The organism is Peribacillus frigoritolerans, assembly GCF_001636405.1.
In the GTDB taxonomy this organism is placed as follows: domain Bacteria; phylum Bacillota; class Bacilli; order Bacillales; family DSM-1321; genus Peribacillus; species Peribacillus frigoritolerans.
This window is the reverse complement of record NZ_KV440950.1, coordinates 3,106,232-3,122,406: the sequence shown is the minus strand read 5'-3', so window position 1 is coordinate 3,122,406 and position 16,175 is coordinate 3,106,232. Positions and strand designations below refer to the sequence as shown.

Sequence of the window (16,175 nt, the reverse complement as noted above, 5' to 3'; positions counted from 1 at the left end):
GAGGAGGATTATATGCTTTCCACCAGTTGTTATCTACGTACATGGGAACGCTTTGTCAGTGAAGGGGTTCTCGATTCAAATCGTCTGAACAAGCGAATAATGGAATCCTGGTATCGCTGCAAAAAAGATCAAGTCAACCCATACCTTAATAAAGGCAAACACATTTTGACGGATGAATTATTGGACATTCAAAGAGAAAAAAACTCCTTCCTATTAGAAGTGGCATCACCCCAATTATCCAGGATGAATCAATCGATAAAAGAATCTGGAATGATGGCTTTATTGGTCGATCCGGATGGATATGTCCTTTCACTTTCCGGAAACGAGAAAATCCTCGATGAGGCAGGAAAAATAAATTTTGTGGAGGGTGTATGCTGGACGGAGGGTGAGGTCGGAACTAACGCAATTGGAACAGCTTTGAAAACGGGTGAAGCTGTAATGATCCAAGGTACCGAACACTATTCGATTGCCTCGCACAAATGGAGTTGCTCTGCAATGCCCATATTAAATGAGGACGGTAAGATATTGGGAGTTTTGGATATATCATGTCCAGTAGAATATTTTCATCCCTCCATGCTGGGGATGGTAGCCAATTTGGCGTATACAATCGAACAGGAAATGGGAATGCGTTCCTATAAAAAGGAGCTGGCACTGACCCAGCACTCGATAGAACTTGCAGAAACCTATCCAGATTTGCCTTTTATCGTATGTAATCATAAACAAATGATAATTTCCGCCAGTAAACAGGTTCGCAAAAAAATTCCTCAATCCATTGGTATGGCGTTGCCCGATCTGTTAAATCATGGATATCGAATCGTAAAGGAAAATCCGCTTTTATCCAAAGAGGATAATAGGGTTTCCGGTAAGTGTTTATTCTTATCAGAGAATCATGGTCGTGAAACCAATAGGCTTTTTCCTGCTTCAATGCCTTCAGAAAGATTTGTCTTCGAAGGTGAAAGAGGGATTAGTGAATCCTTTCATAACACATTACGTAAAGTGAAGCTTGTTGCACCGACAGAAGCGAATGTGTATATATCCGGTGAAACAGGTGTCGGGAAAGAGCTTATTGCCATGGCTATTCATGAAAATGGCATGCGCAAAAAAGGACCATTCGTCACGATAAATTGCGGAGCCATACCTAAGGATTTAATGGAAAGTGAATTATTCGGGTATGTTGATGGCGCTTTTACAGGGGCTAAACGGCAAGGGCACAAAGGGAAGTTCGAGCAGGCAAATGGAGGGACCATTTTTCTCGATGAAATCGGTGAAGTCCCTTCAGCGATGCAAGTTGCCTTACTGCGTGTTCTTCAGGAAAGAAAAATCGTTCCGGTCGGCGGCACAAAAAGCATATCATTGGATATTCGCATTATCACTGCAACACACCGTAATCTTGAAGAGCTTGTCAATGAAGGGTCCTTTCGTAAGGATTTATACTATCGGCTGAACGTTTACCCCATTCATGTACCTCCCTTAAGGGAAAGGATTGAAGATATTACTTATCTAGTCAACTACCTGTGTTTGATGAATAATTGGAATATTCCATTAACTGAAGAATTATTGAATCATTTAAAGGAGTACAATTGGCCAGGCAATATTAGAGAACTGCAGAATGTACTTCAGCGATTGACCATCTTACTTGCAGAAGGACCTCTTGATTATGTTAAAGTGTTGAATACCATTCATTCCCAGCCCGATACACGGCATGATGATTTCCCTGCATGGGAAGAACCGGGTAAAAATGGCATCAAGGGAAATGAACTCACGATCCGTGAAAAAATTCAACGGGATCTAATGATAGAAGCATTACAAAAATCAAGAGGAAATGTCACTGCTGCAGCAAAGCTGATGGATATTCCAAGAAGTACATTTTACAAGCGGCTCCATAAGTATGGTATATAGACATGCGTGTGTACATTATGTAAGAAAAGCAGAATTATAGAAATCCTTGAAAAATGAAAGGGGTATGGCAAATGAAAACGAGAATGACTGAATTATTGGGGATTGAATATCCGATTATTTGCGGCGGGATGTTTCAAGTTGGCCGGGCCCCGCTCGCAGCCGCTGTTTCAGAAGCGGGGGGACTTGGTATCATCACTTCGAAAACACAGGTGACACCAGAGGGTCTCCGTGATGAAATACGCAAAGTGAAAACTTTGACCAAGAAACCTTTTGCTGTCAACCTGAACCTATTTCCAAGTCAAACGGCAACCCCGAATGATGAGTTCATCGATATTTTAATTGAGGAAGATGTGAAAATTGTTGAAACAAGTGGCCGAAGCCCAGAAAGTTTAATGCCCAGACTTAAAGAGCACGGCTTTACCGTGTTACATAAGGTAGCGAACGTCAAAAACGCTGTGTCTGCAGAGAAATTAGGAGTCGATGCAATTATTATTGTCGGGAATGAAACAGGCGGGCATCCAGGCATGGGAGATGTAGGAACGCTTGTCATGCTCCCTAGAGCCGTTGACTCTGTAAATATACCAGTAATAGCTGGAGGGGGATTTTCGGATGGCAGGGGCCTTATCAGCGCCTTATCACTCGGAGCTGAAGGTATCGTCATGGGGACTCGCTTTATGGCAACGCAAGAAGCACCGATTCATGAAAACGTGAAGCAGTGGATGGTATCGGCCAATGAAACGGATACGGTCGTCATCCAACGGAATATAGGCAGCCCTTCGCGTGTAGCATTAAATGCCGTCAGTAAAGAAGTGGACAAACTTGAAAATGAAGGTGCCACTATAGAGGAATTGATTCCGCTAATTACAGGACAAAGAAGCAAGAAAGTATACTTTGAAGGAAATTTGGACGGAGGCATCTGGTCATGCGGTCAATCCGTAGGACTCATAAAAGAAATATTGACCGTCAATGAACTGATCAAACAAATCGTCCAAGAAGCAAAAAACTCGTTCGAATTCATCCAAAGCCGTATCGAATCCATTCGAACATAAATAACCTAACTGGAACATGCGATCAATAGTGATTTCGTGTTCCTTTTTTTATTTAATTAAACATAAAGTCCCATAGGTGGTTAAGAATAGACTTTTTTTAAAATGCATGACCGTTATTTATAACAGAAGAATGATTTATAACTAAAAGGCCAATTCAATAGAAAAAAGCTACATAGCCCATCAATTACTTGCTAACTAACTTTCAGCAGCTTCTTAATAAAGACTTTCACATGTAAAAAAACCAAAGAAAAAGGTAATTAACATTTCGTGAGTGTTTACATAACATTTTTATTCAACTAAATCAAATAAAGCTTGAGATATTAAAACCATTCTAATTTCTTCTGGCATTTTTGATTCCTGAAACTTTTAAATCTTTTTATATAAAATGTAAAAATCGGCTTTTACGATTTTATTTCATTCTCATGCTAAAGGCTGCTATGAGGTTAATTAAGAAAGCTTATATTGTAATTATGTGGCTAAATGGAGGAGCTATCATCAATTTCAGGTGGAAAGCGGAACTTGCATGATAAAAAACCTTTTGAATTGTCATTGAGGTAAATTATATTTATATAACTTTTCACAAGTGTTAACCCGTGATTTTTCTCATTTTGCCATTTAATTTATATATAAGAATAATAAAAATGATAAAAAATGTAAATAAAACCGGGATATTTAGATTACTACAGGTTATTAGATAACTATTCTTTGAATAGGTCTTTAGGAAAGGAGAGAGGAAGCAATATGAAGAAAAAGATTAGTTGTGCACTTACCCTAGCTACTTTTTTAATAGGAGGGGCAATCATTTATTACTCAATTTCTATTTCTTTATACACAGCTACAGAAGATTTAAATGAATTCCCTGTACCTAAAAATGCTGAATTGGTTCAGTTAAATGAACAAGGGAATAGATATGAATGGTCAAGGGCTTCTGAAGAAGACGGCATTCCATATGGATATGCAATGGCCCTTAAAGCGAATGGATGGAAAAAGGGGAAAAGTGAGGGCGCTTCCGTTTTATACATGAAGGGAAATAATAAAATAGATTTAATTACCACAACCAAGCAATTAGAGATCCTTAGAGTGAAATGACTAAGGCTGATAAATACTAATTGAATAATCCGATCTATAGCATAAAAATGACTGAAAACGAAATATGTTAACAATTAGCAGATAAATTAAAATTCAATATATAAATCATGAAAATTTTAATGACCGTAACTGATGTGAAATTAGCTTAAATCCAAGAAATCTTATCGAATTTAAGCTAATTTTTAATTGAAGATCAATCATTTTAATTGGAACAATATTTATTTAAGTTTTAAAGTATAAGTTAACAATGACTAATCAATAAAAAAATATAGTTAAATAATGGCGATGATTAAATATAAAAAATCTGTATCCCGTCTCACTAAGTTAAGTATTCTTAAGATATGAGACAAAATAAACAATAAAAATACAACTTCCTATAATATATATTATGTAAACTAGAAAAAAGTTTAATAAAAATGGTTCTTTCCTTTAATTAATCTCTACCGCCCCTCATCTATTAAACATTTTAAACAACGACTACCCATGACCTATAGACATCCATACGGAAAATCATTTTTACGAATGTTTTAGCTTCTCTATTTTCCTTTTATGATTAATTCTAAATTCCTGTCCAGACTTTCTTTTTAAAATCATTATCTAATTGATAAATATCCTTGTTGAACCGATTATTATTTGATTCATTTCCTTATTCCTGAAATAATCCACAAATATTTACAAAATATCCTATTCATGGATCTAAACTTTTCAAATATACCCCCAGGTGATTCAAATCAGAAATCCACTTGTTTTTCCACATGCAATGAGACTCGACAATACTTCTTTTTACGAAAATCATATTACTCATAGGGCAACAATCCATTGTTCGGAATTCGCTTGGAAGACTTGAAAGTTTAGGCTTCACGGTTACATTGGCAAAACCGGAGGCTTCTTAATTCAGTTAACCAATCCGATTCCATAAATAAGACGCTCTCCCCTTTTACAAATGAACTGCGTCTTCTTCATTATTGCTTTTTTCCCCAGAAGTTAATTTTCATGGTATTTCAACAAGCACATTTATAGGTTTTTTTATGTTCGGTATATACATAAAGTTGATAAATCGGCATTCTAGCTCTTTCTTTAAAACGTCTTGCCCAAACGATATTCAGCTATCGTTCATAATAGTACGTCCTCATTTAACTTTAAACAAAGCCTAATTTAAAAATCAAACTTAAATATCCAAGCCTTTTTTTTATATCGGCATATATAGTGTAGAAAGGAGTGATTAACTTGGCCGATCACGATAATAATTGTTGCAAAGAATCACACTGCGGAAAACAGGACCAAGGACCAGGGGGTGCTTTGGCTTACTCATTGTAAATTCCGTCTGGGAATTTTGTGTTATAGATTTTGATTTCCCAGGATTTAGTTTAAATACAATCCCGAATCCGGAAACAAATGAGATCACTGTCTCTCTAAGTGGTGTCTATGAAATAAGTGCCGACCTTGTTGTTGTTACTAATGAACTTGAAACTTCATTATTCAATTCACGATTAAATGAAGTGTATAGGTCCCATTCCAGGTTCCTCTTTCGAAATCGTAACAGGATTGACATATCAAACTGGAGAACCTTCATGGTTTAACACTATAGGTAAGACCGTCCAAGTGGAATTAAATGCAGGAGAAAAAGTGATTGTTTATTCAAAATGTGAGTGGAAGTGTTTCTTATAGATCTCTGTCACTTACTGTAAAACGTATAGGACCCCTTGTATCCTCTGCTAAAGAGGAAATAGAAACTATTAAGCAGAAAGAGAAGCGGAAAAAACAGAAAAAAAGCTTCACTGCTCGAGTTTTCGGAAAGTGAACAATGAGAAAAGGGTGAGTAAAATAGATAAGCCAATTCAAGGTCGTAGATTTGTTGACACGACCTATAAATGTAAAAAAGATGATTCCTTTAATAAAAAAGACGATTTCCTCAATATAAACGATCATAAAAAATGTAAGGATTGTGAACAAGGTCCTCGAGGACCTCAAGGACCTCAAGGATTTCAAGGACTTCCAGGACCCCCAGGACCACAAGGAGAAACTGGACCCCCAGGACCAGGGGGTGCTTTGGCTTATGGATCATTGTACGATCCGTCTGGAAATTTTGTCACAGTGTCTACGGTAAATCCCCCTGCTCTGGGGCAGAAGGTTGTTTTCACAACTCCTGGGCCGTTATTAGGAACAGCTCCTTTTCCTCCTGGTCTTGGACCTTATACTGATATTGAGGTTCTGACTGCTGGGGTATATGAGATTAGCATGGATTTAACAGCTAGATTGATTAATGCTTCTAACTTGACGTTTAATACCGAAGTGCAGTTCAGGTTATTCATCAATGACACAACCCCGGTTCTTGAAAGTACTTTTGAATCCTTTAATCGTATTTCTGGCGGTCCAGGCGGTCAACCATCGCAAGTTGAAACTAGAAACACGATAGGAAGAACAATCCAACGTCGTTTATCCGCAAACGATAGGCTAAGCATTAGAGTTATTACTGCATCTGCCAATGTAATGTATAGGTATCCATCATTGGTAGTCACAAAAATCGCCAACTAGCTGCCGGAGTCATTAAATAGGAGCAAGAAGAGCCCTAACCTAGATGTTGTGGGCTTTTTCCGATTTACTGAACGTGGTGGTTTTGGTTACTCACTAGAGGAGTAAGAATCCTCCAACAGATTGCTGGAGGATTCTTAAGATTATTATTTAAACTTATCCGGAAACTGCTTTATAACTCCCGCAGTGATAGTATCTGCCATTAAGATTATATGTGTGACCCCTTCGTCTATTGCAGCGATTCTTGCGTTCCAATCTTTTGCTAAGCTTGCAGATAAATCATTTGTCACTAATTTCAGGTGCATATACAGGGAATTTTTTAGATCTTCATTTTTTAAATGGGGGTTGGCACTGCTAAGGAAAGCTGCAATTTCATCAGCATTTCTATACCATTCTTTGTTTAGCTGTTCCACCAAGGCATCATTTCCACTTTTAGCCGCATCTACAATCTTTCCCGCAATAACAATATGCTCCTTAAGCAGATCCGTAAGTTTGTTACCAGCTTTCTCTCCGTATACTGGCTTTACAGCATTACCAATATCCTCCTGATTCTTTAGAAGTCTAGCCAGTACCTGTGTTTGATCCTCCGCTCCAGCGGTGGTTGCACTTGTTATATAATTACTTGTCCATAATACATGATCAATCCAAAGTCTTCTGAATTCATTTTCGAAGTTTACCTCAGATTGGCTAATACGTTGTTCCTGTGGCTTAGCGTATGCGCTAGTTGTTCCGGCCACCATGTTTAGAGGAAATAATAAAATAAATCCCATCAACAATAATTTTTTCATAAAACCATCTCCTCCCAAAGTTAAAAAGTTCCTTTTTATTATTGATATATGCGATTTTTATATGCATAAAATTGCTTGTACTTACCATGTTTATATTAAAGTGGAATTAGTTGGACTCACATCGTCCAATGTAAGCTGTTTTGTATAAAATCGGGTCATCAATCATGATATTAATACACAGACACAACTACGTCGCATCGGTGCTTGAAATATGATGAATCAATGTTTGAATTACTTGAAAATTCAGGAATGAGACGCAAAGGGGCAAGTTAATAGAGAAAGTAGAAAATAAGAACGCCTCCTCCCCCTTCATCCCATTGTCTTACCAAAACTATTAAGCATTCTAGAGCAGCAAAAATTAAATGTTTTTAATATATCAGCAGGACTTATGCTCCAGCATGTGTGCAGTGCTCCAAGCAATGATAATTAAATATCAATTTGCAAGTTGCAATCAGAAAGTCCCTTCATTTCCCTTAGTCAAAAGGCTTGATAATAGTTTTTTTTCTATAAGAGCCAGTTTAACAAGAACATAGGCATTCAAATGATTACTATCCGTATAGTGAAGCTACTACTACAAACAGTCCACCCTCCTGAACGATTAGCTGTTCATTAATTAAGTCTTACAGTATCTTGTAATTGGAATCAGAAAGAAAAAAATAAATTTTTCTTTGGTGTACATAATATAGGGAATAACCAATGATAGTAAAAGTGTTATGAAAAGGGTGAACAAATGGAAAGAAATAACGCGATTGACTTTATTAAATTTTTTGCCATATTATCTGTTGTCGTCATTCATGTATTCCCTAGGGATAGCCAAATTGGTCTATTTATTCTCGATAACTTCTCAAGGTTTGCGGTGCCATTCTTCTTTACTGCATCTGGTTATTTGTTCGGTCAAAAGATGATACATAAAAGGGATTCCTTTGATTATTTTAAAAGGTATATTATAAAAATCTTGAAACTGTATTTGTGCTGGCTCTTCTTTTATATGATGTATGATGTTCTAATTCTTTATAAAGATGCTGCCGATGTACCAAAGGAATTTGCGCAATACATTAATCATTTTTCTTTTCTTGACCTTATATATTACGGAACTGGGACTAGCGGATACCAATTGTGGTTTTTAACCGCATTAATTTGGAGTGTTATCATTCTATTCGGTTTTTCTAAATTTAAAAAAGCAAGGCTTCTTTTAACCATTAGCTTAATATTCAACTTGTTTGGTCTTTTCGGACAATCGTATTCGGCGTTCTATGATCTTCCACTGAGTACACGGGATGCTTTATTCATTGGTCTTTTTTATACAACTTTGGGATTCTTCTTTGCGGATGATAAATTCTTTAAAAAGTCGGGAGCAATAACAGCCAAAACCAATTTATCTTTAATTTTTATCTTCTTTACTATCCAAGTGGTAGAAGGATACTTATTAGAAAAGATATTATTGGGAAGTCATGGGGAATATTTTATTTCTACCATTTTTTTAACTGCATTTCTTTTTTTATTTGCATTGAATAATAAAACATTGGGGAAGGATTTGTTCATTACTAAAGTAGGAGGAAGAGCCCTGGGGATATACATTGTTCATGTAGTCTTCATCGAGATTTTTGATTTAATTATATCGGCACTAAGAATGGATCATATAGCTGACAATCTTTTCTTAAAACTACTTGAGACACTCCTTATAATTACGATGTCTTACATTTCTTATGACCTGCTTCAATATTTCAAAAGGCGTTTAAGCAAAATGGTAACAAGCAATTAGTGGAAAGTTAAAACCCTTACTTAGTGCAGGGTTTTGTAGACAGCAAAAAAATCCCTGCTGAAGTAAGGGATCTTTTTTGCTGTCTACATATAATTAAAGCTTGGTCTCCGCCGGATGAACTGGCGCTTCCTCTATACTGTCGCCAGCATGTTTTTTTGACCAGTAAGTCGCGAGAATTGGTCCGGATATGTTGTGCCATGCAGCAGCCAGGACGCTTGGGAGGGCTGCCAGCGGGCCGAAATGTGCAGTGGCAAGCGCAACACCTAACCCGGAGTTCTGCATGCCCACTTCAATCGAAATCGCTCTTCTATTCACTTCATCAAGTCCAAGCACTTTTGCTGCTAAGTAACCCAAAAGTAGCCCAAATCCGTTATGAAGCATCACGGCAGTAAAAATAAGGAACCCGGAAGCAGCAATGCTAGCTGCGTTGCCTGAGACTACTGCGCTTACAATAGTAATGATGGCTGCTACCGAAATAAGTGGTAAAACGGTCAGGCTTTTTTCAACTGCTACTGGGAAAAACCGCTTAATGGCCAATCCTAAAACAATCGGAAGAAGGATGACTTGTACAATGGACTTAAACATATCAAAAAAATCAACCGGCATCCATTGTCCTGCCAGCAAAAGCAGAAGCAGCGGTGTCATGATTGGTGCCAGTAAAGTTGATACCGAAGTCATAGCTATCGATAAAGGTACATTCCCTTTTGCAAGATATACCATCACGTTAGAGGCTGTTCCGCCTGGTACACAGCCAAGCAATACCAGACCTGCAGCTAATTCGGCTGGTAAATTCATGAGTTTCGCAATTAGGAATGCCACAATTGGCATGATGATAAACTGGGCGCAAACTCCAATTATCACGGGCAGTGGTTTAGTAATGATGATTTTAAAATCAACTGCCTTCAAAGTGAGCCCCATTCCAAACATGACAACGCCAAGCAATATTGTAATGAATCCCCCCAATCCCAAAAATGGCTCAGGAAAAATGAAGGCAATGACGGATATTAAGATAACCCAAACAGCAAAATATTTTCCGGCTACTGCGCTTAATGCTTCTAATACTTTCATTCCATCACACTCTTTCTAGCATTAATATTTTATTTGGATTTAATAAATTATCTGGATCAAGGGCCACTTTGATTTTTTCCATCACAAACAGGGCGTCCCCATGTTCTTTTATCTGATATTTTTGTTTACCGACCCCAACACCATGTTCGCCTGTACATGTTCCCTTACGCTCAAGGGCATACATGACAATTTGTTCATTTAGCTTTTCAGCTCTTTTAATCTCTTCTTGATTATTGTTATCGATCATTAAAAGTACGTGATAGTTCCCGTCGCCTACATGGCCGACGATCCCACCGGTAAGGCCAAGGAGATCAACAGCTTCCCTTGCGTGGTGAATGGCACCGGACAGCTCTGAAATCGGAAGGCAGACATCAGTCACCATCAGTTTTTTCCCAGGATTGCCATGAATATAAGCATAGGCAAGATTATGGCGAGCTTCCCATAGGCGGTTCCTGGCAGCATTATCTGTTTCAAATTCAATATCGAGACAATTATGTTCAGCTACTATTTCCTTAGTGAACTCTACGTCTTGCTTCAACCCGGCTTCATTGCCATGAAACTCCAAAAATAGTGTAGGCGCTTCGTTATAGCTTGTATCACTATAAAGGTTAACCTGTTTCATTGATGGTTCATCGACAAGTTCCACCCTTGCTATTGGAACACCTGACTGCAAAATGGATACAACAGCTTCCACCGCATTGGTCAATGTCGGAAATGATGCCCTTGCCGCCATAACGTGCTCAGGAATTCCGTAAACTCTTAACGTCAATTCCGTAAAGCAGCCAAGCGTTCCCTCTGATCCAACAAAAAGGCCGTTTAGATGGTAGCCTGATGACGATTTAGCGGCCAAATTGCCAGTATGTATAATCGAACCATCTGCAAGTACCACTTCAAGATCACGGACTTGATCACGCATCACACCATATTTAACTGATGTCGTTCCACTGGCATTTGTTGCCGCCATTCCGCCAAGAGTAGCATCAGCTCCCGGGTCAACGGAAAAAAACAAACCGTATTTTTTCAATTCTTTGTTTAGTTGCGAACGCGTTACGCCAGGCTGAACTTTTACGAGAAAATCGTTTTCACGCACTTCCAGGATTTTATTCATTAGTGAAAAATCAATAGTTATGCCATGGTTGTATGGTATGACATGTCCCTCGAGGCTTGATCCCAATCCAAAAGGAACCATCGGAATTTTGTACTTATTTGCCAATTTCACAACTTCACTGACTTGCTGTGCTGTTTCCGGAAATACAACGATATCAGGAAGACTTACAGCATGATAGGATTCATCTCTGCCATGCAATTCTCTTACTGTCTGGTTTTCCGTTACTTGACTTTCCAAAAGGATTTGCTTTAAATCGTTGATTAAATTTACACTAGCCGCTTCCATTCTATTCTCCTTCTTTCTGCTATAACATCCGTTTTTGTCATATCAAAAACTTTGGTCGCACCTATATCAAGAATTAGTTTCTACTACAATTCTTCAACTGTAGTATCAAGAGATGGTTTCCCTCTCTTTAATAGCTTAATAAGATATCGTTTCCATTTTATCGGATAATTGGTCTAACCAATTTACATTATACTAAATTTTTTGACTTTTTCAACAATTATCCGTTTTATACTTTTCCCCATAAAAAAATGCTTTATTCTCAATATTTATAGGGGATTTTCATCCTTATGACAAAACCCAAATGACCTTTAATAGCTATGTGAACGTAATTTGATTGAATTTAGACATTATATTTTTACAATATTGGTCTAACCAATTAAAATATCAGATTGTTTCAACAGTTATTTATTTTAATTTTAATATTGCTGATTATCCCCTTGCTTCATAAATGAATGCTTGTTAGAATGATTCCACTAATAGTCGTACCAGCATGTTGTTAGGGTTGTCATGGAAGGATGTGAAGAAAGTAATGGATTCAATACCAGTTAAATCTCCCAAAGTATACGAAATGATCTTCAATCAAATTAAGGAATCTTTTAATAGCGGTGAATTGAAACCTGGAGATAAATTACCGCCTGAACGCGAATTATCCAACCGTTTTAAAGTGAGTCGAACATCAATCAGGGAAGCCCTTCGAGTATTGGAGGTTAACGGAGTCATTGAGATTAGACCAGGTGATGGAACATTTATCAGACAATCTGACGTTCAGTCACTAATCGAACAGCTATCCACTTCAATCATCAAGGCTGAGGACAACATGGTCTATGAAATGCTTGAAGTCCGTCGAGTAATTGAAACGGAGTGTGCTTTTCTTGCTGCGCAAAGAGCAAACTCTCTTGATTTACAAAATATCCTTAAGGCTCTAGAAGAAATGGCACGCTCGGAACATGATGAAGAATTAGGCTTGCGAGCAGATCTGCTTTTTCACCATAGTATTGCACAAGCCACAAATAATTCCATATATGCTGGATTGGTTCATACTCTAAGTGACCAAATGAAAAATACGATTCGTGCCACCAGACGGCATCGTTTCGCAAAACCAGGTCATTTTCAAGAAACGCTTCAAGAACATAAAGAAATCTACTATTCCATCGCATTAAAGGACGCGGACAAAGCCAAGCAACTAATGAATGCCCATATCATTCGCATTAGAGAGCAGATGGCTGCGGCTACACTTGAAAGCATTAGAGAAGAAGCAAAAATTGCTGCTTATCCAAATGAAAAAGACCAGCCTCACAATGCTGTAGGTGAAAAATAAAGTTCCGCTTGCAATATGATTAACCCAATATGGAATTACAACTCTAAAATTATCAACTAAGTGATTTTTTAACCTTGGCCTATTAATTGACACTATTTTGCCCAATAAAAAAAGCGCCTTTCTCAGAGGGCGCTAAGCTGGTTAATTATAGTTAAAAAATTGATCCCCTATATAAGTAAATGTTGGTTTTATCCTTTTGACATAGTGAAGGAATCAATGTTATATACTTTTAAAGCATTATCAATCAATGAAAGCTGTTCATTAATCATTGATAAGTAGGAAATATGATAGTCATTAATTTGTTCCTTTAACTCCAACAGCAGCGTTTTGTCCCTTAATATAAGGTAAATCTCGTCTGGATGTAACATATCACTTCTCCTTTTAATCAAGATATTACCTTTTACCCAAATTATTACAATCGTTAACTTATAAGTGGATGTTTTGTACTATATTCACAAGGGATTGCTCAGTAACAGTTCCTTCTTATAGTAAAGGTCCGTTAGTTGAAGAACACGACGATCATTATATAGAATATTTATTAAAAAGGCTGTCGTATAGTAGTATTAAACGTCGAATATGCCCCCTTCTTACCTTATTGTGTTAGACTTAAAAGATAAAACCATATATTTTCTTGGGTTTAATTGACTTTTCTTAGTCACACTTGCATAAGCAAAGGAGTGAAGGAAATGGAGAAAATCAGCGTTTTTTTGGATGACTATCGGAAAGCACCCGATGGCTATGTGTTAGTCGAGACTATTGACGAATGTTTAGAGCTATTGCAAAACTTTGATATTGAACATCTCTCTTTGGACCATGATTTATTAAATAAAACCAGGAATGGTTCTATGCTTGTTCAAATGATGGTGAAAGAAAAACTATTTGCTAATCGCATTACTATTCACTCTGCCAATTCAGTTGGCGGTAAAGCGATGTACAACTGTTTAAAGCAAGCACAACGGAATTTAACTATGCCCCCTGCCATTATCGTATCCTTACGACCATTGCCCCTCAAATTCTTCCCTCCAAGGGTTCTGCAACATTATATAGAAATAAGGTAAACTAACTCGCTACCTCTCTGTTACATTTCATCCATGATTATTCTTTTTTAAGCCAGTTTATTGGATTGGTAAAATTGGATTCAGAATCATATAAATACCTTAATTTACTTTAATTCCCAATGGACAGTAGTAAATAATAGTTCGAAAGGGCAACTTTAGAGGTGCCCTTTTGTATTTTTTCTTTGACTAATAAATTTTAACTTAGCTACACCTGAATATGTATCAATCGAACCCCTGTGTTGGATAAGAAAATATCAAAATTATTTAGTTATAGTTTTTTATAAATAAAGAGCTAAACTCATCCTTATTTTGATACGATAGAAGCTAAATTAGAAAAAAGCATTAGAAGCTCTGCAAAATCTATTACACGTTTCTAAACCGATTTACATGAGGAACCCTTTGTTCCCAGTGATTTATGTAAGGGGTTAGCTTCTATTTTGTTTTTATTCCAAGAAAAACTTTATAAGGTGGAAATAGAATGGGCTCTAAGTGATACAGAGAGAAATTTAGAAAGAGTAATTTATTCCTAAAACCCTTTTTTAACTTGTTGAAGAATGCAATTGAGGCAATGGATGAATTTCAAGGCAAGGGGAAAATTAGAATTGAACATTATTATAAAAATGGAGAGATTCATATAAAAGTGAGTTGATACAGGAGTAGGAATATCTGAAGATAAATTAAAGCTGCTAGGAACACCGTTCTTTTCCACCGAAAACGGAGAAACAGGTTTAGTTCTAACTTAGATCATATAAGTTCGAACAAAGGACCAGTAATCTACGCGTGCCCTCCGTGATCTTACACCCGGCAATCATGCGAAAAAGAGAGCGTAGTGCCCTCTCTTTGATCAGATATGGAAAATGACATAATCACTTTACTAGTCAACCTTTACCTTATTCGGATTTATAGTGCCCTCTAAAACTTCTGTCTCCTTCTGTTAAATTCCTTTTTAAATCCCTTCGCAAGGCTAAAAGTGCATGTGCAAAATGTCGTATTTCATATGTTTCCAACAATTCATTGATCTGCTGCTCTAGTTCACTTTCCTCCATGCCAGCACTTGGCGCTTCTTTTAATTTTTTATCTCCCATTTTAAAATAGGATTTCCTTTTCATTTGGAGGAGTTCTAGATAATAACTCAACAGTCTATTGTATTTACCTATTTCTTGAAGAATATAAAGATCTTCCACGATATGGTTCAACCCTTTTTCGTCAATGGATAGGGAACCACGCAAAAATGTGCATATGCAAGCGAGAACAATATCAATATGCCTAATATCGTTATACTTATTACATATATATTCAAAGCTTTTAAGGGCCTCACCTTTCATGTAATTTTTTGGATGTGCCTGATGGACGTTTACAATATTCGAGAGTTTAAATTTACAACCAGACTTATATAGCTGAATCCCAAGGTCATAGTCCTCAAAACCCCAATTCACAATCTTTTCATCAAACATGCCGACTTCTATTACTTTTTTTCTAGGTGCTGATGAATTATTGGTGATAAAAAACCTCCAAGGCAAATGGTATCGTTTTAGGTCTGATCCAAATTCTTGAATGACTTTTTCTAAAGAATCGATAAAGGGCGTTTCTTTTCCGAAGCTATATTTTATGAAACTGCCATCGGTGATCTTTTCTGGAGGAATCAATTGAAGTATATCTTGATCGAAATCCTTGGATTGGTAGTGAAATCGATCTTTTACTTTATCAAATTCGGAGATTCTGAAATCCTCAAAATTTTTGTAATAATAGGTGAAAATCTCCTTCCAAATGAACCCGCAAACTACCGTATTCTCATTATGATGTGCTTCCAAATGTTTTCTGACAAAATTTTTCTCAGCAATCATATCACTGTCATGAAAAATGAGTATATCTCCTGTCGCTTTTGAAATACCCTGGTTTCTTCCATATGCAATACCTTTATTTTCAGCTACTCTAACAGTTTCAAGTCGGAAACTCGCTGAAAATTCCGATAGCATTTTGGCAGTACTGTCAGTAGAACCATTATCGATGACAATGACTTCAAATTGCTCATGGGGATAGTCCTGAAGATTTAGGGATAGCAGATTATAATAAAGACGTTCACATGCATTGTAAGACGGAATAATAATACTTGCTTTCACACAGGTACACCTCGCTAATGTAGCTTATAAATCCTAACAAAATGACAAAACAAAAAGGATAATGTCAATTGGGATGTACTAGTTTAAGATTAAGCAAAA

Annotated in this window: 12 protein-coding genes; 7 read left to right on the top strand and 5 right to left on the bottom strand. The window is 37.0% G+C overall.

Annotation, left to right across the window (positions count from 1 at the left end; translation table 11 throughout):
- Positions 1 to 12 precede the first annotated feature (12 nt).
- The 4 genes from A6755_RS14955 (at position 13) to A6755_RS27970 (ending at position 6,572) form a co-directional block, all read left to right on the top strand.
- Positions 13 to 1,899 (top strand): sigma-54-dependent Fis family transcriptional regulator, encoded by a 1,887-nt coding sequence (locus A6755_RS14955; RefSeq protein ID WP_063591148.1) that lies wholly within the window; start codon positions 13 to 15, stop codon positions 1,897 to 1,899.
- Positions 1,900 to 1,970: 71 nt separating this feature from the next.
- Positions 1,971 to 2,948 carry an NAD(P)H-dependent flavin oxidoreductase gene (locus tag A6755_RS14950; protein WP_057277652.1) on the top strand — a complete coding sequence of 326 codons (978 nt, stop codon included), beginning with the start codon at positions 1,971 to 1,973 and terminating at the stop codon, positions 2,946 to 2,948.
- Between the two features lie 741 nt (positions 2,949 to 3,689).
- Entirely contained in the window at positions 3,690 to 4,037 is a 348-nt protein-coding gene (locus A6755_RS14945; protein ID WP_063591147.1) for a hypothetical protein, read from the top strand.
- A 1,815-nt stretch (positions 4,038 to 5,852) separates the two neighbouring features.
- Positions 5,853 to 6,572 (top strand): hypothetical protein, encoded by a 720-nt coding sequence (locus A6755_RS27970; RefSeq protein WP_063591146.1) that lies wholly within the window; start codon positions 5,853 to 5,855, stop codon positions 6,570 to 6,572.
- A 143-nt stretch (positions 6,573 to 6,715) separates the two neighbouring features.
- Here A6755_RS27970 and A6755_RS14935 read toward each other — a convergent pair whose 3' ends face one another.
- Complete coding sequence (locus A6755_RS14935) at positions 6,716 to 7,357, bottom strand: hypothetical protein (RefSeq protein WP_063591145.1); 642 nt, start codon at positions 7,355 to 7,357, stop codon at positions 6,716 to 6,718.
- A gap of 730 nt (positions 7,358 to 8,087) precedes the next feature.
- Between A6755_RS14935 and A6755_RS14930 the strand changes: the two genes are divergently transcribed.
- Positions 8,088 to 9,119 (top strand): acyltransferase, encoded by a 1,032-nt coding sequence (locus A6755_RS14930; RefSeq protein ID WP_063591144.1) that lies wholly within the window; start codon positions 8,088 to 8,090, stop codon positions 9,117 to 9,119.
- Between the two features lie 93 nt (positions 9,120 to 9,212).
- Here A6755_RS14930 and A6755_RS14925 read toward each other — a convergent pair whose 3' ends face one another.
- Positions 9,213 to 10,187, bottom strand: a complete 975-nt coding sequence (locus tag A6755_RS14925) for a bile acid:sodium symporter family protein (protein WP_063591143.1) — start codon at positions 10,185 to 10,187, stop codon at positions 9,213 to 9,215.
- 4 nt (positions 10,188 to 10,191) lie between these two features.
- Positions 10,192 to 11,580 carry an FAD-binding oxidoreductase gene (locus A6755_RS14920; protein WP_063591142.1) on the bottom strand — a complete coding sequence of 463 codons (1,389 nt, stop codon included), beginning with the start codon at positions 11,578 to 11,580 and terminating at the stop codon, positions 10,192 to 10,194.
- Positions 11,581 to 12,109: 529 nt separating this feature from the next.
- Here A6755_RS14920 and A6755_RS14915 point away from each other — a divergent pair.
- Positions 12,110 to 12,898, top strand: coding sequence for a FadR/GntR family transcriptional regulator (locus A6755_RS14915; protein ID WP_063591141.1), 789 nt, complete (start codon positions 12,110 to 12,112; stop codon positions 12,896 to 12,898).
- A gap of 188 nt (positions 12,899 to 13,086) precedes the next feature.
- On the opposite strand, the gene A6755_RS14910 is transcribed toward A6755_RS14915, so the two are convergent.
- Positions 13,087 to 13,266 carry a hypothetical protein gene (locus A6755_RS14910; RefSeq protein ID WP_063591140.1) on the bottom strand — a complete coding sequence of 60 codons (180 nt, stop codon included), beginning with the start codon at positions 13,264 to 13,266 and terminating at the stop codon, positions 13,087 to 13,089.
- A gap of 318 nt (positions 13,267 to 13,584) precedes the next feature.
- On the opposite strand from A6755_RS14910, the gene A6755_RS14905 reads away from it, so the two are divergent.
- Positions 13,585 to 13,956 (top strand): cyclic-phosphate processing receiver domain-containing protein, encoded by a 372-nt coding sequence (locus tag A6755_RS14905; RefSeq protein ID WP_063591139.1) that lies wholly within the window; start codon positions 13,585 to 13,587, stop codon positions 13,954 to 13,956.
- Positions 13,957 to 14,846: 890 nt separating this feature from the next.
- Here the strand turns inward: A6755_RS14905 and A6755_RS14900 are convergent.
- Positions 14,847 to 16,076, bottom strand: coding sequence for a glycosyltransferase family 2 protein (locus tag A6755_RS14900; RefSeq protein WP_063591138.1), 1,230 nt, complete (start codon positions 16,074 to 16,076; stop codon positions 14,847 to 14,849).
- Between the last annotated feature and the right edge of the window lie 99 nt (positions 16,077 to 16,175).